We start from the raw sequence: 16347 nt of genomic DNA on the forward strand, positions 1-16347 counted from the left end.
TGCGGTAAAAACCCAGAAATCAGCAGCGAAGAAATTGCCCAATACGGCAAAGATATTGATAACAATCATTAATTTGAACGGAAATAATCAGCTTTAATGCTGATTATGAGCTTGGCGGTACATTGCTTAACTCGACTTTATCCAAAATTAAGAAATCGATTTTCCTTACCCGGCAAAAACCCTGGCTTTTTGGCAAGGTTGAACGCCGGAATTTACGCACAGAGGCTTTAGCAGAATTGTCGGAAAATCCAGCGGAAAAACTACAGGCGGAAATCGAAAATATGACATTAGACGATGAAGTTGCCCATCGTTTGCAGCGGTTAGAAGATTCCAGCCCTAAACAACTACTAGAATAAAGTACGTAAATATGAGTCAGAAAAGCGGCCCGCCCCCTATTGTTTTTATCCTTTTGTTTCTGGCGCTTTTGGGTGGTGGTTATTGGTGGTTTTTTATGCGTCCAGCACCTCCAGTATCCAGTACAGCAAACTCCCCAAGCAACGCCAACTCTGTGATTAATCCGGCTTTCCCATTGCCAGCTTCAGTAGCCAGCGGTACTAGAGTGAAAATTGATGGTTCTACTAGCATGGTGACAATTAACCAAAATCTCAAAATAGGTTTTGAGGGAAAGTTTCCCGGTACAACGGTGCAAGCAATTGGAAATGGAACTAACCAGGGGATTGAGAATCTCTTGGCAGGTAAAGTTAATATTGCCGCAATATCTCGTCCTTTGACTGCACAAGAGCAAGGTCAGGGATTGACAGCGGTTTCTGTGAGTACAGATGCGATCGCTCTCATCATTGGTAAAGCCAATCCTTTCAGCCAAGGATTAACTAGCAGTCAGGTAGCAGATATCTTTCAGGGAAAAATTAATAATTGGTCAGCGGTAGGTGGTTCACCGAAAACTATCCGCGTGATTAATCGACCCGTAATTAGTGGCACTCATCAAACTTTTAAGGAATTGGTGCTGAAGGGGGCTAATTTTGGGACTCAGCCCAACATTACCACTCTGCCACGGGATGCCACAACTCCCTTAATTCAAGCTTTGGCAACCGATGGCATCGGCTATGCTACCTTTGCTCAGGCTGCCAATCAGCAAACAGTGCGAGTTGTGCCCATCGATGGATTAACCCCAGAAGCAGGTAGTTATCCCTATCAACGGCCACTGTATTACGTTTATAAAAACCCTGCTAGCCCTGAGGTTCAAGCATTTCTAGGTTATGCAACTTCGCCTCAAGGACAGCAAGCGATCGCATTGGGAAATTAAGGCTGATCGGTCGTAAAACTCGGCGTTTCCTCAAGCTTTTTGTCCTTTGCCGAAAAATGGTGGCGATCGCTTATGCTAAATTCAGCCTGATTTAAATTATCTTTTGTGGACAGGAGTCGCGAACCGTTTATTAGTCTGGCACTTTACCACGCTTTCAAGTGGTCAATAGTCAGCCCAGTGTTACACGCTTACTTTCGAGTTCAAATCAATGGTGCCCAAAATGTCCCTCACACTGGGCCCTTGGTGGTAGTCAGCAATCATGCTAGTTACTTTGACCCGCTGATTATTTCCAATTGTGTACGTCGTCCGGTAGCGTATATGGCTAAAGAAGAGTTATTTCGTGTCCCGGTTTTAGCACAAGCGATTAAATTGTATGGTGCTTATCCGGTGAGTCGGGGAACTGCCGATCGCGCCGCTATCCGTTCTGCCCTAGAATGTCTCAATAATGGCTGGGCGGTTGGTGTTTTCTTGGAAGGAACGCGCACCCCAGACGGTCGAATTACCGATCCCAAAAAAGGCGCCGCATTGCTAGCAGCAAAAGCAAAAGTCCCTCTATTGCCTGTGTGTTTGTGGGGTACTGAGAATATTTTACAATCAAGTTCGGCAATTCCCCGTGCAGTTCCCATCACTGTCAGGATTGGCAATTTGATTGATGCTCCTAGTTCCACTAATAAGCAAGAATTGGAGGCATTGACACAAAAGTGTGCAGCAGTGATTAATGAAATGCATGATTTGGCGCGCTGAGAGAGGCTTTGCTAGGAAATATGCTTTAGGGAAGTGGCGATCGCATATCAATACTCTGTATTCTGTAAATCTCAGATCAACGCCCTATGCTACCCAATAGCAATCCGTCTTACTGTTTAAAATCAATAAAACATCCTCACCACCACTATGACCAATCCAAAATCTAAAATCCAAAATCTAAAATTGGTATGAGTGGCTCTGAAGCCAATAATTTCTGGCGACGCTTAAATAATTTAGCGTTAGTTCGCTTTTTGCTTTTAGTTGCTTCCGGTTGGGCGGTTGTTCAGCTTTTGGCTTATTTTGAAGCAGTCATAGTTATTTTTACATTCGCCGCAATTTTGGCTTTTTTACTCAGCTACCCAGTAAAGTGGCTACGGCGCTTTTTGCCCCACGGTGCAGCAGTCATTGTAGTTTTCTTACTCAGCATTGTGATTCTTGGGGGGCTGATTATTACCGTGGGTTTAACAGTTTTATCCCAAGGACAACAATTAATTGATAGTATTAGTGGATTTTTAAACTCTTTAGTACCTTTAACAGAGCGACTAGAAGCACTTCTGAAAAGCCGTAATCTTCAGATAGATTTAAGTCTGATTGAAACACAATTACGGGAGCAAGCTGTATCAACTATTGTGACTAGCTTGGCTATTTTACAAGGATTTTTAACTAATTTTGTCACTTTTATATTAATTGCAGTTGTCGCTTTCTTCATGTTACTAGATGGAGAAAAGCTATGGAATTTTATCATTAAAATAGTGCCAGAGTCACGACGTAGTAGATTTACTAATGTCATCAGACGTAGCTTTTTAGGCTTTTTGCGAGGTCAGTTGTTATTAACTTTGTTTTTGTCATCTTCCACTTTTATAGTTTTCTTGTTATTAAAAGTACCATTTGCTTTATTGCTGTCAGTGCTAATCGGAATAATAGATATAATTCCCGGTATTGGAGCCACCTTAGGAGTTAGCACAGTTACTTTAATTGTTTTATCTCAAAATGTTTGGTTAGCATTAAGAGTTCTCATAGCTTGTATTATCCTGCAACAAATTCAAGACAACTTGATTGCGCCGCGAATTATGCAAGGTGCCCTAAATCTAAATCCTGTAGTGGTATTTTTTGCTTTGTTAATAGGGGCTAGAGTCGCCGGGTTATTAGGTATTTTCATCTCAATTCCTGTGGCTGGAGTTATTGTGTCTTTATTTGAAATTGATGAAATGAAATCAGAGGTAATTGGTAATGGGTAATGGGTAATAGGTAATAGGTAATTGGGAAAAAGGTAATTGGGAAAAAGGTAATGGGTAATTGGGAAAAAGGTAATTGGGAAAAAGGTAATTGGAGGAGGCCAGAAAGAGACTTATTCAATAATTCACAATTGCATGAGTGCCACTTGCAGCCTTTTCGGTGATTTGTTATGAGCTAGAGAGTGGAGGATCAGGTAAAATCAGGCGTACAAGCTTAAAAATGAGGAATTATGGCGGATTTAAGAGCAGAATTAACAGAAATTCTAGATGAGGCAGAGTGGGAGTGGTTAATTCCCCATGTACAGCGAGATGCGGTGATTGTGGTGGCATTAGAGCTAGACTTGCTGGATGTGGGGGTGGCGATCGCTAGCGATAACATTCCTTCGGTGCAACAGTGGATTGAACAGCAATTGATTAGCAAACCCACAGTAGATCAGGTGGGAAAATGGAATGGCGATCGCACCAAGCGGTTTACTACCCTGATTGTCCAACCCTACGTTTTGGTAAAAGAACTAATTACCACCTAAGTTAGAGTTGAGTATGTTTCATAGCACAGCGAGAATTGCTACTATAATTTCAGATTCGACGTTGAAGCCTTGATCCAATCTGAAACCTTAGAACTACTAGAATGGCCTCGCCTCTGCCAGCACCTTTCCACATTTGCGGCCACTAAATTGGGGGCGATAGCCGCACGTCAATTAAAAATACCTGAGTCTCAGGCAGAAAGCGAACAGTTGTTAGCACAAACAAAAGAAGTCTACCAACTGGAATCTCGCCTCACTCCAGGACTTTCCTTTGAGGGAATTCAAGATATCGGTGATTCCCTAGAACGGGCAGAACGCAGCGGAATTTTGACAGGGGATGAACTGTTAGCGATCGCCACTACCCTCGCGGGTGCGAGAAATTTGCGGCGTGTGATTGACAATCAGGAAGATTTACCAATCCTGAATGAGTTAGTTGCCGATTTGCGGACTTATCCAGAACTAGAGCAAGAAATTCACCGCTGTATCGATGAACGCGCCCAAGTAACGGATCGCGCTAGCCAAAAACTCGGAGAAATTCGCCTTGATTTACGGCGATTACGCAGCCAAATTACCCAAAAGCTGCAAAATATTATCCAGGCAAAATCTGGGGCGGTTCAGGAACAACTGATTACGCAACGAGGCGATCGCTTTGTGATCCCCGTCAAAGCACCCCAAAAAGACGCGATTCCCGGCATTGTCCACGATACCTCTACCAGTGGAGCGACGCTGTATGTGGAACCTCACAGCGTTGTGCCCATAGGGAACCAACTGCGGCAGGTAATTAGAAAAGAACAAACCGAAGAAGAAGCAATTCGCCGCGCTTTAACAGAACAAGTAGCAGCAGTTAAACCTGATTTAGAAAGGTTGTTAGCGATCGCTACCAGCTTGGATTTGGCAACGGCTAAATCACGTTACAGCTTCTGGATTGGCGCCAATCCCCCCCGATTTATTCAGCGCCAAGATCAGGAAATCATTAACTTGCGGCATCTGCGTCACCCTTTATTAGTGTGGCAGCAACAACACGAACAAGGACAGCCAGTGGTGCCGGTAGACTTGTTCATCAGTCCCCAAATTCGGGTAGTGACGATTACCGGGCCCAATACTGGGGGGAAAACTGTAACTCTCAAAACCTTGGGGTTAGCTGCCTTAATGGCTAAGGTAGGTTTATTTGTCCCCGCCCGTGAACCAGTAGAAATCCCTTGGTTTGACAAGGTACTAGCAGATATTGGCGATGAACAATCCCTACAGCAGAGTTTATCGACATTTTCTGGTCACATTCGCCGCATTAGTCGAATTTTAGAAGCATTGGGGGATAATTCATCGGTCACAGGTAATGAGGAAGACTCTGAACAATTACCCATTACCCATTACCCATTACCCATTACCAAATCCCTCGTTTTACTTGATGAAGTCGGCGCAGGCACAGATCCGGTAGAGGGTAGTGCATTAGCGATCGCCTTATTGCAATATCTCGCTAATCATGCCCAGCTAACAATCGCTACTACCCACTTCGGCGAACTGAAAGCGCTGAAATATGAAAATGAGCGGTTTGAAAACGCTTCTGTAGAATTTGATGAAAGTACTTTATCACCCACTTATCGCCTGCTGTGGGGCATTCCAGGACGTTCTAACGCCTTGACAATTGCCCTGCGCTTGGGGTTAAAACCAGAAGTGATAGAACAGGCAAAAACCCAAGTGGGAGAAGCAACTGATGAAGTTAATTTGGTGATAGCGGGGTTAGAAGCACAACGCCGCCGCCAAGAAACTAAAGCTGCTGAAGCCCAAGATTTGTTACGACAAGCGGAAATCTTATATAAAGAAGTATCCGCCAAAGCCGCAGACTTGCAGGAACGGGAAAAAGCGCTACGGGTTTCTCAAGAAGTAGCAGTACAACAAGCGATCGCCAGTGCCAAAAGTGAAATCGCCCAAGTGATTCGCCGTTTGCAGCAAGGAACACCCACAGCCCAAGAAGCCCAGCAAGCAACCAACGCTTTAAATCAAATTGCCCAAAAGTCTCAACCTGCACCGCCACCCAAAGCAAAAATTGCGTTTATGCCCAAAGTAGGCGATCGCATCCGCATTCCTAAATTAGGACAAACAGCAGAAGTGTTAACCGCCCCCGATGAAGATGGGGAATTAACCGTCCGCTTTGGAATCATGAAAATGATGGTGCAATTGGCAGACGTAGAGTCTCTAGATGGTCAAAAAGCCGAACCAGTCGTCAAACCCAAACCAGCCCCAGCAGCAGTAATTGCACCACCGCCACCAGCCCCAGCCATTCGCACCTCCCAAAATACCATCGATTTGCGCGGAAAACGGGTAGCTGATGCCGAATATATGTTAGACAAAGCCATTTCGGAAGCTGCCGGCCCCGTATGGATTATTCATGGGTATGGTACTGGTAAACTGCGGCAAGGTGTTCACGCCTTTTTGCAACAGCACCCCAGAGTTAATCATTACGAAGCAGCAGAACGAACAGATGGCGGCAGTGGAGTTACTATCGCCTATGTTCAATAAAGCGGAAATAAATGTAACAAATGAAGGCTGTTGATTGTTAATTACTAATTACTAATTGCCTGATCATAATTAGCAATTAGTAATTACAGGACTTACGCAAATGCTTTCTTGTCATCCTCAGTGAAATGCAGTGTAGCTTAGAAAACACGGTTCTTATGCCTGGGATAAAGCTACATTTAAAATGACAAAATTACGTTGAGATGCGATTTCTAAATGAGCAATTAGCAATCTGATTTATGTTTATTTATACGACTGTACTTAGCTGGTAACTAACACTAGCTATAACTCTGATGCAGTGATGAAATTTCTGCTTTGTGGAAGATAATTTTTCATTTAGAGTAAAACAAAGACAACTGCTGTTAATCAAATTGATTCCCCACAAAATCCGAGGAAACTAACCTATCTGCTGGAGAGTCTGGTTTCAAAATGGGTAACAGCAACAGCCTCTATCAGCCTGATCACCTATGCTAAAAGTTATGCACTCGGCCGCCAATTCAGCCACGCCAAATTCCCAGTGGGAGGACTTAAACAAGCTTCCAGACCCAAACTCAGTTCATTGGGACAACATCAAAACCCAGTTAGACTTGGTGCTATTGGCGCTAGAAACTTTAACTGGCATTGGTTCTGAGGCGATGCTCACAGCGGCAACTAATCTGAATTTAGAGTCGAAAGTGCCAGATCGCGTAGCTTTATGGCGACTGCGTCAGTCAAATCCCCTACGCAAAGGTCAAGGAGGGCGAAAAAAGCTCGATGTAGAAGAAGCGCGATCGCTAGTTCTCATCACCTGCTACCTCGCCAAACAGCACCAGGAATTGATTCGCCGTGCTGTTGGTCTATTAGAACAAACGGCCCAGAACAACCGGGAACCTCATCAGACCGCTTTACTTGGAGACTATATGGATGCATTCTGCAACACCTACCAAGAGCGGATGGAAGAGGACGAGAAAATCTCGACTGATTTACTCGGTCACCTGGCACTAAAACTGCTGGTAGATTTACTCTTTTATAGTGCTTCTGGTGGACACCGCCGTCTGTGGCTAGCACTAATAGACCGTTCCACAAAATTTGAGATTTGAGATTTGAGATTTAAGATTTCTCATCCAAAATCCACAATCCAAAATCCACAATTCCAAATCGTCTCCATCGCTATTCCTGTCATGCCACGATCAAATTCTGTTATACGTCGCTACACGCCCCCCACTTGCACGCTAGAAGTATCAGCCCAAAGCTCACCTTTGTCCCGTTGGATGGGGAAAACTGTCCTCAAACAGCTAAGTTTTGAACTACGCTTTGATGATCCGCGACTACCAGAAGAACAGAGGGTTACAATTCGGGGCGATCGCGACCAACTTGAAGCTTTGTGTGATGCGGTAACAAGTTACGTACAGGAATTACTCCAACAGTCCCCCGAAAACTTTTGGGTCAGCTTCTCAGGAATCCAAGAGTCAAGCCAAGTATCTGATCAGCCAGAGTCACCAGAAGATTCTTCCCCGACTTTACTGTCGGCTAAGAGATTAGATCCTCTTTCCTCACAAAAAACCGGGGCATATATTTATTTAGAACCGAGCAGTTATTTCACACATAACCTATTTTTTGCTTCCCTCGCTTCGAGACGCCTGGCGATCGCTAACCAGACATCTGTCCCTCTAATTGAACTTACTCTGCTGCAACTTTTTGATTTGGCTACCGCCTTAGATGAATACTCAACTGACGTCATGGCCCTACCAAATCTCAATACCCGTAGTTACAGTCAAAGCTTACCTACTTGGGCACCTGTTGCCGCAGTGCTGGTATTATCTGTGGGTTTAACACCATTAACCTGGCAATATGCTAATCAGATCCGGCAAAATCAGCAGCAGACAGCCAAAACAGCAGAACCAGAAGCGGCAAAAATTGCTTCCCAACCAACAAATGCAAACAGCTTCCCCACACCTCAACCAGGAATCACCCCCACAGATAATTTGCGATCGCTGCCACTTTTAGGTTCCACTCCGCCACCTCCCACTACCAGTTTGCCGGCAGCACCCCTAACATTTCCAAATTCCACCTTCCCCGCTAAAGTATCTCCTCAAGATTCACTGACTATCCCTCAGGCTGAAAATCCCACCAATCCAAAGTTGGCAGCACCCGCCACAAAATCAAATTCGCCAATCGCCTTTCAACAAAATTCCCAGCAGAACCGCACAGCATTAAACCCCCAAACAGAAATTGCTCTCTCTGCACCTCCAAATTTGCGGAATAGCAAAGGCAACAGCGCGCCCCCAATACCCACAATCCCTGCTTCTATTGCCACCATACCTAATGCTCCTCGTGGTAATATCCCCAGCACAAACTACTCCCCACTAGACCCACAACAGCAAGAGGGAGGAATCAATTCCCCCACAACTGCCTCTTCAGTGGCAGGTGATGATAATTTATTAGCCCAAAGATTGAGAACAGTCAGCAAAAAGCCGATATCAACAGAAGTTGCCACTGATAGCACATTGTTTGACACCCCTCAGCTGGTAGAAGCTAGAGAATACTTGAAAAAGCGTTGGCAGCCACCAGCTGGATTATCGCAAACACTAGAGTATAGTTTGATGCTGGATATTGATGGCTCAGTTGAACGAATTTTGCCTTTGAATCAGGCAGCAAGACAATATGTAGACAGCGCCGGCATACCTGATATTGGTCAACCCTTCGTTTCCACCAATAAATACGGGCAAAATGTCAGAATTCGAGTTGTTCTCAGTCCCGATGGCAAGGTACAGATTTTTTCAGAGTCCCAATAGTTAAAAACATCCCTTTGAGACCACTTGCAAAACTGGTACAGAGTGTGTACCAGTAGTTGCTTGATCTAATTGCTTTTGAGCCGGTCTTTTTGAGTCCAGTTGCCGAAGTGGAAATATTACCGTTTCCATGCAGTGTATTTATCAATACAATTAGATTTAAATCGAGGAAGCGTCAAGGTCGGTAATATGCAAACGATTGGGACTCAAAAAGATAGCCCGGCTTGGATTATTCAAACATGGGCAGCTTTTATCTTGTCTATTTCAATGACTACCTTCGGCATTGTTAACTTGCCTGTAGATAACTGGATAAAAGGCTTTATGGGTATGGGTTTGGCTTTTTCTACTGGCTCAACCTTTACTTTGGCAAAAGCGACTAGAGACTTGCATGAAACTAGAAGATTAACGAATAGAATCGACGAGGCAAAAGTAGAGAAGTTACTTTCACAGCAAGATCCTTTAAATTTAAAATAAAGGCATTTATTGCCATCCTAGCTGAGTTGTGGAAATTAATTTTTTGAACTAACCGCAAACAGAGAAAAGAAAAAATTTCAAGAATGAGTCAGCAGCCAGGATACTTGCCAATTTTGCATTTAAAACAAAAGCGCTGGTTCTTCCAGCGCTTGATTATCTAAATTGAAATTTTTGTTATTTAATAACGAGATTTTTTGGTTTTTAACTTTTGTTTTTTACGTCGTCGTTCGCTAGCAGCTACCGCGTGTTCCACGGGATAACCCACCACAGGAATTACCTGATATTCTCGCTCTTCTTCTAAGTTTTTCAGTTCGGTGTAATCCAGCCAGTGGATGCAATCAACTGGACAAGTGTCAATTGCTTCTTGAATTATCTCTTCGGAATCCCCATCTTGGCGAACCACACGCGATCGCCCATAATCTGGTTCAATGTAAAAGGTGTTACGAGCAACATGGGCGCAGTGTTTACAGCCAATACAGGTGATTTCATCAACATAAACACCTTTTTGCCGTTGCACACCGCCCAATTCCGGCTCAAAACCCGAACGTTCTGGCGCATCTCTTAAAAAACCGCCTAACTCTGGTTCTAAACCGGAACGATTGTCTTCTTGTTCTTCCGATGACGGCAGAAAATCGGACATTAAGCACTCCAACGTTGTACTACTAGGCGAATTGAACCATCTTCCTGTTGCTTCTGTTCAGCGACTTGAAAGCCCACACGAGCAGTTTCTTTCACAACTGTTTGGTAAGCATAGCGCTGAGTTACCTGGCGCAAAAATCCATCTACAGATAGGTTTTGCTGCCAATATTGTAAATCAGCCACTAGTTCATATTCCTTTCCATTCCATCTAAAGCCGATGTCGTAGCCATTTTCCTGCTCAATGGTAACTTCAGCAGGATGGGTTTGGCCACGATAGCCGCGTACTTCGCGTGTTCCCGGTTTCCAGTCTACGCCCAATTCGGTGAGCGCATCTTTTAAGGAGTCAAGGTTACGGATTTGAGTTTTGATTTGGCTAAAGTGTGACATGGTGGTTTTGGATCAATGACGATAAAGTATTTTGAAAACTTACCAATCGCTGTAAGTGCTTTGCGTATTCGCCAAGCCAGATTGCTGCACCTCGGTGGCAAAGAATTCTGATGTTGGTTCATGATTCAGTACAACTCCTAGCTGTGCCTCAATTGCTGCTGTAACTTCAGCGCAAGAATTGCCCACAATGCCAGTAACTGTTTCTTGTACCCGACCATCTGGATAAATTATGAATTCTAATGTCTCCATGCTCTTCGCCCACCCCGATAGTACGTCTGAACTGCACTGTCCTAGCAGAAGGCTAAAAATATAGCCGTCGGAACATTTTTACTTAGATACAAACTTGCCATTTGTTAACTAATGTTCCATCTCTCAAAATATATATTTCAGAATCTTTACAAAGCTTATTAATTTTATTAGCTGGCACTTCTATCTTTAGTTAGTTTCTCTTAACCTAATCGATTAGTCAAGCTGAAACTGGTTTAGGGCACTCAGTTGTAAAAACTCTTAAAAATTAGGCTTGCTGGCAGCGGAGTGAGGGATAAAAGATTAAAAAATCCTAAAGTTTATTGAAAATATTTATCATTATGATTGGTTTCACCCGATGGTTGCAAGGGTTCCCCACAGAGAAAAGGCTTTAGGTTCCGGGGCTAAAATATAGACTTACTCAGCTAAATCAGAGATCACCTTTGCCAAACCAGTCACGACTCGTGCCAACTTCTGGAAATCAATTTTATCAAGAGTATCTTGTTCGGTGTGGTAATACGGAAAGCGAAAAGGGGCTGTATCTGTAACCATAATTGCTTTGTAGCCCTGTTGCCAAAAAGACCATTGATCTGACCAACCGACGCCAGGAATCCAGCTAGGTAAAGATGATCCTTCAGAAGGAAACTGGACATGACGCCGAAAAGAAGCGATCGCATTTCGCACCAAGTCGCCAGAGTTAATATTCCCCACAAAACCGATGAAATTACCCTGATTAGGATAAAATAATCCGACAGGAAAAGGATATTTTTGACTATCTACCCCATCAGAAAAATATCCCATCGTTTCCAGACTCAACATTGCCACAACCTTCTCATTGCGCTGGTGCAACTGTTTGGCATATACCAAACTGCCCATTTCGTCTGTCCAGAAGAAAGGCGGCTCTTCATTGGTAAACTCAACAAAGCGAATCGTGCGAGTAGTTTTCTTATTTGCAAACATCCGTGCAAGTTCCAGCGTCGCCACTGCACCTGTAGCATTATCGTTGGCACCGGGGCTGAAAAATGCCGAATCATAATGACCACCAACCACAACTATTTCGTCGGGTTTGCCGATTCCCCTGTGTTCAGCTTCTATGTTGTAGTAAAGCTTGTCATCTATTTTGTAATCTTGCTGTTTCACTTCATAACCTGCTTGAGTCAAGGCAGTTGCCAAAAAGTTTTTTGCACTATTCAGTTGTTCATATTGACTATAGTTGCGGATACCAATATCAACCGCCAGCTTTTTCACATCTAGTTGTAGCGATTTCTGACGCGCAATTTCTTCTGGTTGCAGCGGTGGAAGTTGCCCTTTGTAACTTTGTTCAGGCATCCAAAACATCATCAACCACGCCCAGATACCCAAAACCAGCAAAATAGCAAAAAGCCCAGCCAAGCGAGTCAAGGCAGATTTATTGATGATTTGGATTTTGGATCTACTCTTGCTAGAAGATTTCCGCATTAACTATTACCTCTCCTGCTGATAGTCTTAAAGTATGCCAACAATTTTAAGCCCGCCTCAGATAAATTCTGAGTCTAATAGCGAAAGTCGTCTTTAGACAACTAAAATAAATTTCTAGTTCGTTAAAACGGAATGAAAGTTATTAGCCCTAAACTATGGCTAACGCCACGCTTCGCTATCAGTTCTGGGCGGGTTATCAAAAGCAGGTATCCTTTATCGTAACCAATCTGATCGCACTTACTCCCACTTATAGCTAAACTATGAATATAACCTGAAAATATCAAACGCTATGTCTAGCTATTCCTCAGTTATAAGTGTGTCTCCTGAAATCATGAGTGGTACTCCTATTTTTACTGGAACAAGAGTTCCTGCACAAACACTTTTAGATTATTTGAAAGCGGGAGATTCAATAGATGATTTTTTAGATGGTTTTCCCACTGTCAGTAGAGAGCAAGTAATTACATTTCTAGAGGAAGCGGGAAAACAGCTAATTAGTCAGGTAGCCTAGCATGAAGCTGCTTCTATAGCGATCCTAAATAAGATGTGAACATCTCTTTTTTATCTTCCTCTGCGCTCTCTGCGTCTCTGCGGTTCGTTAAAAACAATACCGTGATGCCTACGGCTCCCGTCAGGGATACACAACTCAAATAGGATTGCTATAGATGAGTGTATTGACCGCAAGTTAGCTAGAGAATTTACTGACTACGAAATCAAAACTGTTCCTCAGATGGGATGGGCTGGAACTAAAAATGGTCAGTTACTGGCTTTAGTAGAAAAAGAATTTGATGTTTTTATTAGGGTTGACCGGAATTTATCTTTTCAGCAAAATTTGTCTCAGTTCAATATTGCTGTAGTTGTTTTGCGAGCACCCTCTAATAGATTAATGGATCTTAAACCTTTAGTTCCCAAGATTTTAGACATATTATCTACAGTAGTGAAAGGTCAAGCTGTAGTTGTTAGTTTTTAATGGGCATTAGAAGAACAAGAGCCAGAACGACAGCTTTTTCTATAGAAAATCAGAAGGGTTACAGAAACGCAAAACAACATTAATATCCAGTAAATATCTCGTCATTCTTCATAAATGCTATCCCGGCTAAAAGCTTCATCAGGTAAAGTCAAACCACTTTCAGGAAGTTGAAAAACCCAGTTGCGGAACTCCTTAGCTCTTTCCTCTGGTGTCGCTTTTTGCCAAAATGGAGTAGAAGATGAAACCTGTTTAGCCTGAAACTCAATAAAGGCAATAAAATCAGCTATTTTTTCGAGTTGTTCCTCGTTTAGCTTATCTAGTTCTTGCTTGAGCTTTTCTCGCAACATAATTTAAGGTTATACAAAAGCAGGTATTCTTTATCGTAACCAATCTGATCGCTCTCAGGATTATGATAGGCGATCGCATTGGTTCAAAATTGGTTTAATATTGATAGTTAGAAGTATACCGAATCATTATGGATGCTTTAATTGAAGAACTCAGCGAAAAGTTAAACTACTGGCAGCCTGCGATCGCAGATCAAGTCCGCCATTGTATTCTAGAAATAATCGAAATGGCAGATCAGGATGTTTTAGACATTCTCAGAACCCGTACAGTAGAGCAGGAAGTTTTGGATTTGTTGGATGAACCCTAAGCTTGGTGAAGTTTGGCTTGCGGATTTGGGTGTAGCTGCAAAAACACGCCCAATTGTCATTGTATCCCGTGATGACCCAGACCCACCACGAGCCTTAGTAATTTATGTACCACTAACTACCCAAAATCGGGGAAGTCTTTATGAGGTTTCACTACCTCGACTGCAATTTCTTGAGCGAGATTCTACAGCTAATGTTCAAGGTATTGCATCTATTCCAACGGTAAGACTAGAGCGAAAACTGGGAAAGTTACCAGAAGAAGTTATGCTGGAAATTAAGCAAGCGATTAAATTCGCACTTGATTTACAAGATGATCCTGAATAATCGCTCTCTACTCTATATCAATAATGCGATCAGAGTCTTGAACAATATAAAAGTTGCAATCAAACAATATCTTAGATAAAAAAGCAACTTGTAGCAAGGAATTAGGAAAACGCTCTTGTAATTGCTCAATACTTGGTATATTCATTAACAAGTTTCTTCTATAAGAAGAGTACATCTCAACTAATGGAGGTACTAGTCTTTGGACAGAACTAATCAAAGTCAGATCATTTGAGAAAGAAAGCCTAGTTAACAATCTATCAGAAAAAATCTCAAAACTTAAAGGTGAGGGTATTTCTTGAGGTTCTGAAAGGCGGAAAGCTTTACCCGGAACTTGAAAGGCAACATGGTGTTCTTTATCATCAGGTAATGAGCCAATATCGCTGGGAGGAATATAAATTGATCTTTGTAATATTTGGTGATTCAGATAGGCTTTATTGAAATCATCCAATTCATGAAACACAGGCGCGACATAATAAACTTCATTACCTTTAGATTCCCAATCCATAAGAAGTTGATGCTGATCTGATCCGTGTCGTCCTCCTGAGCTTTTTTTTGGTCGAAGATGCATTCTATAGAATGCTCCCGTGAACAAGCTTTTCTGAATTTCAGTGGTATTGCTTCGTCCTCTCATATAATCAGAAAGCTTAAATTGCAGAAATAAAGGTTGACCAGGACGATCTAGACGTAAATCATAACCCTTCTTTCCTTCGTCAATTAAAGAGGGAAAAAAGGGTGCTGCTGTAAGGGATGTTCTGTTATCATAAATCAGAGCTTCCGTAACAGCATAACCATAAGAGAATTCGGAGATACCGGAGCGCATAAATTATTTAATTTATCTATATTACACTAATGATACATGAAAGCTTTGGGTTATGCCTCCGGCACACTACGAGAACGCGTTGCTCAACCCAACCTACACAAATAGATTTTATTATAAGTATTCATGCGAACACGAGATTATGCCTTATAAGTCATTATCATAAGCTTTAGCTAAATCAGCATCAATGCTTTCATTATCTGTACCTGTAGCGTAACCTAGACTAATTGCACCAGCATAACCAAGCAGACGCTGACGTGCTTCTTCAGTAGAGGATTTAGGGCTAACTGACAAGCTATATTGACGATTTAGGGACGCACCAACTAATTCTGCTACTGAAAGTCCAACAGCATTAGCTTGTTGGTGCAAAGCTGTATAAACTTCATCGCTCAGTTCCAATGTTAATACTTTGATCACAGAAGTAAGTTACCTTAAATAACATTAAAGCAATTATAGCTTTTTTCTAATTTTGAACCTTTCAAAACCTTAACCAATCACAGAAAATCTTTGAAAATATTTGTATTGCTCATTTTCTATCAACTTCCGTAACTGTTGCAATATATTCAGTCTATAAATGGCATCTTGATAATCATTTTTAGATGAATTACCGCTTAATTTATTTAGCATTTCATCGCTTTCTTGCACAATTGCATCACGGAAGAAATTACTAAACTTTCTGCGGTTGTTTCCCTCCAACTGAACTACAGGCACTCTTTCCGGTTCACCATCTATCTTCATTTCTTGTAATTCAGATTTACCAATCTTAGAAAATTCTGATTGAGTTAACCATTCGTACAATTCTTGGGAAACTTCAATAATTTCAGATTCTTCTTTATCTTGTGAGTAGAATTTAATATCTAACATTTAACCCTCCTCATTATCTACCAGTTCCATAAATTCTGTTTCTGGGACATTTTCTGCATAAGCTATATCATACTGTTCAAAGAGCTTTTTGGCTGGATTTGTAATTACTCCAGTAGTTAAAACAGCAGATACAGTTCCCTTAGCAACAATTTTTCTAGCTACAGTTGAACCTGTTTTGTGTCCAGTTTTTATTTCAATATATGGCATTCTTATAAACCTAATATTAGCTATTATAATTGATTGTACTTAGCATTGATATCTCTAACTATTTGCTTTACCCTTGCTTCATCCTCTGCTCGGTAGTAAATAATATCACCATTAGCATCACGTCCTTTAGTTCTATCACAGGTAATTTTCTCTGCTCTTAGTTTGTCAATTACCCAGCCTATAAAATTTCTATGTGATTCTAAATGATGAATCATTTCATCTTCATCAGTTTCCCATTTCCTTTCTGTCATTTATCTCCTCA

The 16347-nt window shown here is 42.1% G+C and carries 23 protein-coding genes; 13 read left to right on the forward strand and 10 right to left on the reverse strand.

Features of this window, described 5'->3' with window-relative positions; genetic code table 11:
* Positions 1-122: 122 nt before the first annotated feature.
* The 9 genes from CYLST_RS27700 (at position 123) to CYLST_RS27740 (ending at position 9526) form a co-directional block, all read left to right on the forward strand.
* Positions 123-356, forward strand: coding sequence for a hypothetical protein (locus CYLST_RS27700; RefSeq protein WP_041233305.1), 234 nt, complete (start codon positions 123-125; stop codon positions 354-356).
* Positions 357-367: 11 nt separating this feature from the next.
* Positions 368-1264 (forward strand): phosphate ABC transporter substrate-binding protein, encoded by an 897-nt coding sequence (locus tag CYLST_RS27705; protein ID WP_015211050.1) that lies wholly within the window; start codon positions 368-370, stop codon positions 1262-1264.
* 105 nt (positions 1265-1369) lie between these two features.
* Positions 1370-2008 (forward strand): lysophospholipid acyltransferase family protein, encoded by a 639-nt coding sequence (locus tag CYLST_RS27710; protein ID WP_015211051.1) that lies wholly within the window; start codon positions 1370-1372, stop codon positions 2006-2008.
* A gap of 188 nt (positions 2009-2196) precedes the next feature.
* Positions 2197-3246: an AI-2E family transporter gene (locus CYLST_RS27715; RefSeq protein ID WP_015211052.1), complete on the forward strand. Its 1050-nt coding sequence runs from the start codon at positions 2197-2199 to the stop codon at positions 3244-3246.
* Between the two features lie 227 nt (positions 3247-3473).
* Positions 3474-3770 (forward strand): DUF2288 domain-containing protein, encoded by a 297-nt coding sequence (locus tag CYLST_RS27720; RefSeq protein WP_015211053.1) that lies wholly within the window; start codon positions 3474-3476, stop codon positions 3768-3770.
* A gap of 69 nt (positions 3771-3839) precedes the next feature.
* On the forward strand, positions 3840-6284 hold the full coding sequence (locus CYLST_RS27725; RefSeq protein WP_015211054.1) for an endonuclease MutS2: 2445 nt from the start codon (positions 3840-3842) through the stop codon (positions 6282-6284).
* Positions 6285-6748: 464 nt separating this feature from the next.
* A complete protein-coding gene (locus tag CYLST_RS27730) occupies positions 6749-7360 on the forward strand; it encodes a DUF3038 domain-containing protein (RefSeq protein WP_015211055.1) in 612 nt (203 codons plus the stop codon).
* An 81-nt stretch (positions 7361-7441) separates the two neighbouring features.
* Positions 7442-9055 (forward strand): DUF4335 domain-containing protein, encoded by a 1614-nt coding sequence (locus CYLST_RS27735; protein WP_041233306.1) that lies wholly within the window; start codon positions 7442-7444, stop codon positions 9053-9055.
* 186 nt (positions 9056-9241) lie between these two features.
* Entirely contained in the window at positions 9242-9526 is a 285-nt protein-coding gene (locus CYLST_RS27740) for a YiaA/YiaB family inner membrane protein (RefSeq protein WP_015211057.1), read from the forward strand.
* 178 nt (positions 9527-9704) lie between these two features.
* Here the strand turns inward: CYLST_RS27740 and CYLST_RS27745 are convergent, their stop codons facing one another.
* The 4 genes from CYLST_RS27745 to CYLST_RS27760 form a co-directional block, all read right to left on the reverse strand.
* On the reverse strand, positions 9705-10166 hold the full coding sequence (locus CYLST_RS27745) for a ferredoxin (protein WP_015211058.1): 462 nt from the start codon (positions 10164-10166) through the stop codon (positions 9705-9707).
* A complete protein-coding gene (locus CYLST_RS27750; protein ID WP_015211059.1) occupies positions 10166-10552 on the reverse strand; it encodes a DUF1257 domain-containing protein in 387 nt (128 codons plus the stop codon). The genes CYLST_RS27745 and CYLST_RS27750 overlap by 1 nt, the downstream gene beginning before the upstream one ends.
* 39 nt (positions 10553-10591) lie before the next feature.
* Entirely contained in the window at positions 10592-10801 is a 210-nt protein-coding gene (locus CYLST_RS27755; protein ID WP_015211060.1) for a DUF2997 domain-containing protein, read from the reverse strand.
* A gap of 414 nt (positions 10802-11215) precedes the next feature.
* Positions 11216-12256 (reverse strand): M28 family peptidase, encoded by a 1041-nt coding sequence (locus CYLST_RS27760; RefSeq protein WP_015211061.1) that lies wholly within the window; start codon positions 12254-12256, stop codon positions 11216-11218.
* Between the two features lie 289 nt (positions 12257-12545).
* Here CYLST_RS27760 and CYLST_RS27765 point away from each other — a divergent pair, with 289 nt between their 5' ends.
* Positions 12546-12764 (forward strand): DUF433 domain-containing protein, encoded by a 219-nt coding sequence (locus tag CYLST_RS27765; protein ID WP_015211062.1) that lies wholly within the window; start codon positions 12546-12548, stop codon positions 12762-12764.
* A 219-nt stretch (positions 12765-12983) separates the two neighbouring features.
* Entirely contained in the window at positions 12984-13223 is a 240-nt protein-coding gene (locus CYLST_RS27770; RefSeq protein WP_245587443.1) for a hypothetical protein, read from the forward strand.
* A 101-nt stretch (positions 13224-13324) separates the two neighbouring features.
* On the opposite strand, the gene CYLST_RS27775 is transcribed toward CYLST_RS27770, so the two are convergent.
* Positions 13325-13570, reverse strand: coding sequence for a hypothetical protein (locus tag CYLST_RS27775; protein WP_015211064.1), 246 nt, complete (start codon positions 13568-13570; stop codon positions 13325-13327).
* 128 nt (positions 13571-13698) lie between these two features.
* On the opposite strand from CYLST_RS27775, the gene CYLST_RS35315 reads away from it, so the two are divergent.
* Positions 13699-13875 (forward strand): hypothetical protein, encoded by a 177-nt coding sequence (locus tag CYLST_RS35315; protein ID WP_015211065.1) that lies wholly within the window; start codon positions 13699-13701, stop codon positions 13873-13875.
* On the forward strand, positions 13865-14197 hold the full coding sequence (locus tag CYLST_RS27780) for a type II toxin-antitoxin system PemK/MazF family toxin (protein ID WP_015211066.1): 333 nt from the start codon (positions 13865-13867) through the stop codon (positions 14195-14197). Before CYLST_RS35315 ends, CYLST_RS27780 begins: the two co-directional genes overlap by 11 nt.
* A gap of 7 nt (positions 14198-14204) precedes the next feature.
* Here the strand turns inward: CYLST_RS27780 and CYLST_RS27785 are convergent, their stop codons facing one another.
* From CYLST_RS27785 to CYLST_RS27805, 5 genes are all read right to left on the reverse strand, one after another.
* A complete protein-coding gene (locus CYLST_RS27785; protein WP_015211067.1) occupies positions 14205-15017 on the reverse strand; it encodes a hypothetical protein in 813 nt (270 codons plus the stop codon).
* Between the two features lie 144 nt (positions 15018-15161).
* On the reverse strand, positions 15162-15431 hold the full coding sequence (locus tag CYLST_RS27790) for a hypothetical protein (RefSeq protein WP_015211068.1): 270 nt from the start codon (positions 15429-15431) through the stop codon (positions 15162-15164).
* 69 nt (positions 15432-15500) lie between these two features.
* Positions 15501-15878, reverse strand: coding sequence for a hypothetical protein (locus tag CYLST_RS27795; RefSeq protein WP_015211069.1), 378 nt, complete (start codon positions 15876-15878; stop codon positions 15501-15503).
* On the reverse strand, positions 15879-16085 hold the full coding sequence (locus tag CYLST_RS27800; protein ID WP_015211070.1) for a hypothetical protein: 207 nt from the start codon (positions 16083-16085) through the stop codon (positions 15879-15881). It lies immediately after the preceding gene.
* 23 nt (positions 16086-16108) lie between these two features.
* The gene (locus CYLST_RS27805; protein ID WP_015211071.1) at positions 16109-16336 is read right to left on the reverse strand and encodes a hypothetical protein; all 228 of its coding nucleotides are present in this window, start codon (positions 16334-16336) and stop codon (positions 16109-16111) included.
* Positions 16337-16347 lie beyond the last annotated feature (11 nt).

The organism is Cylindrospermum stagnale PCC 7417 (assembly GCF_000317535.1).
GTDB classification, from domain to species: domain Bacteria; phylum Cyanobacteriota; class Cyanobacteriia; order Cyanobacteriales; family Nostocaceae; genus Cylindrospermum; species Cylindrospermum stagnale.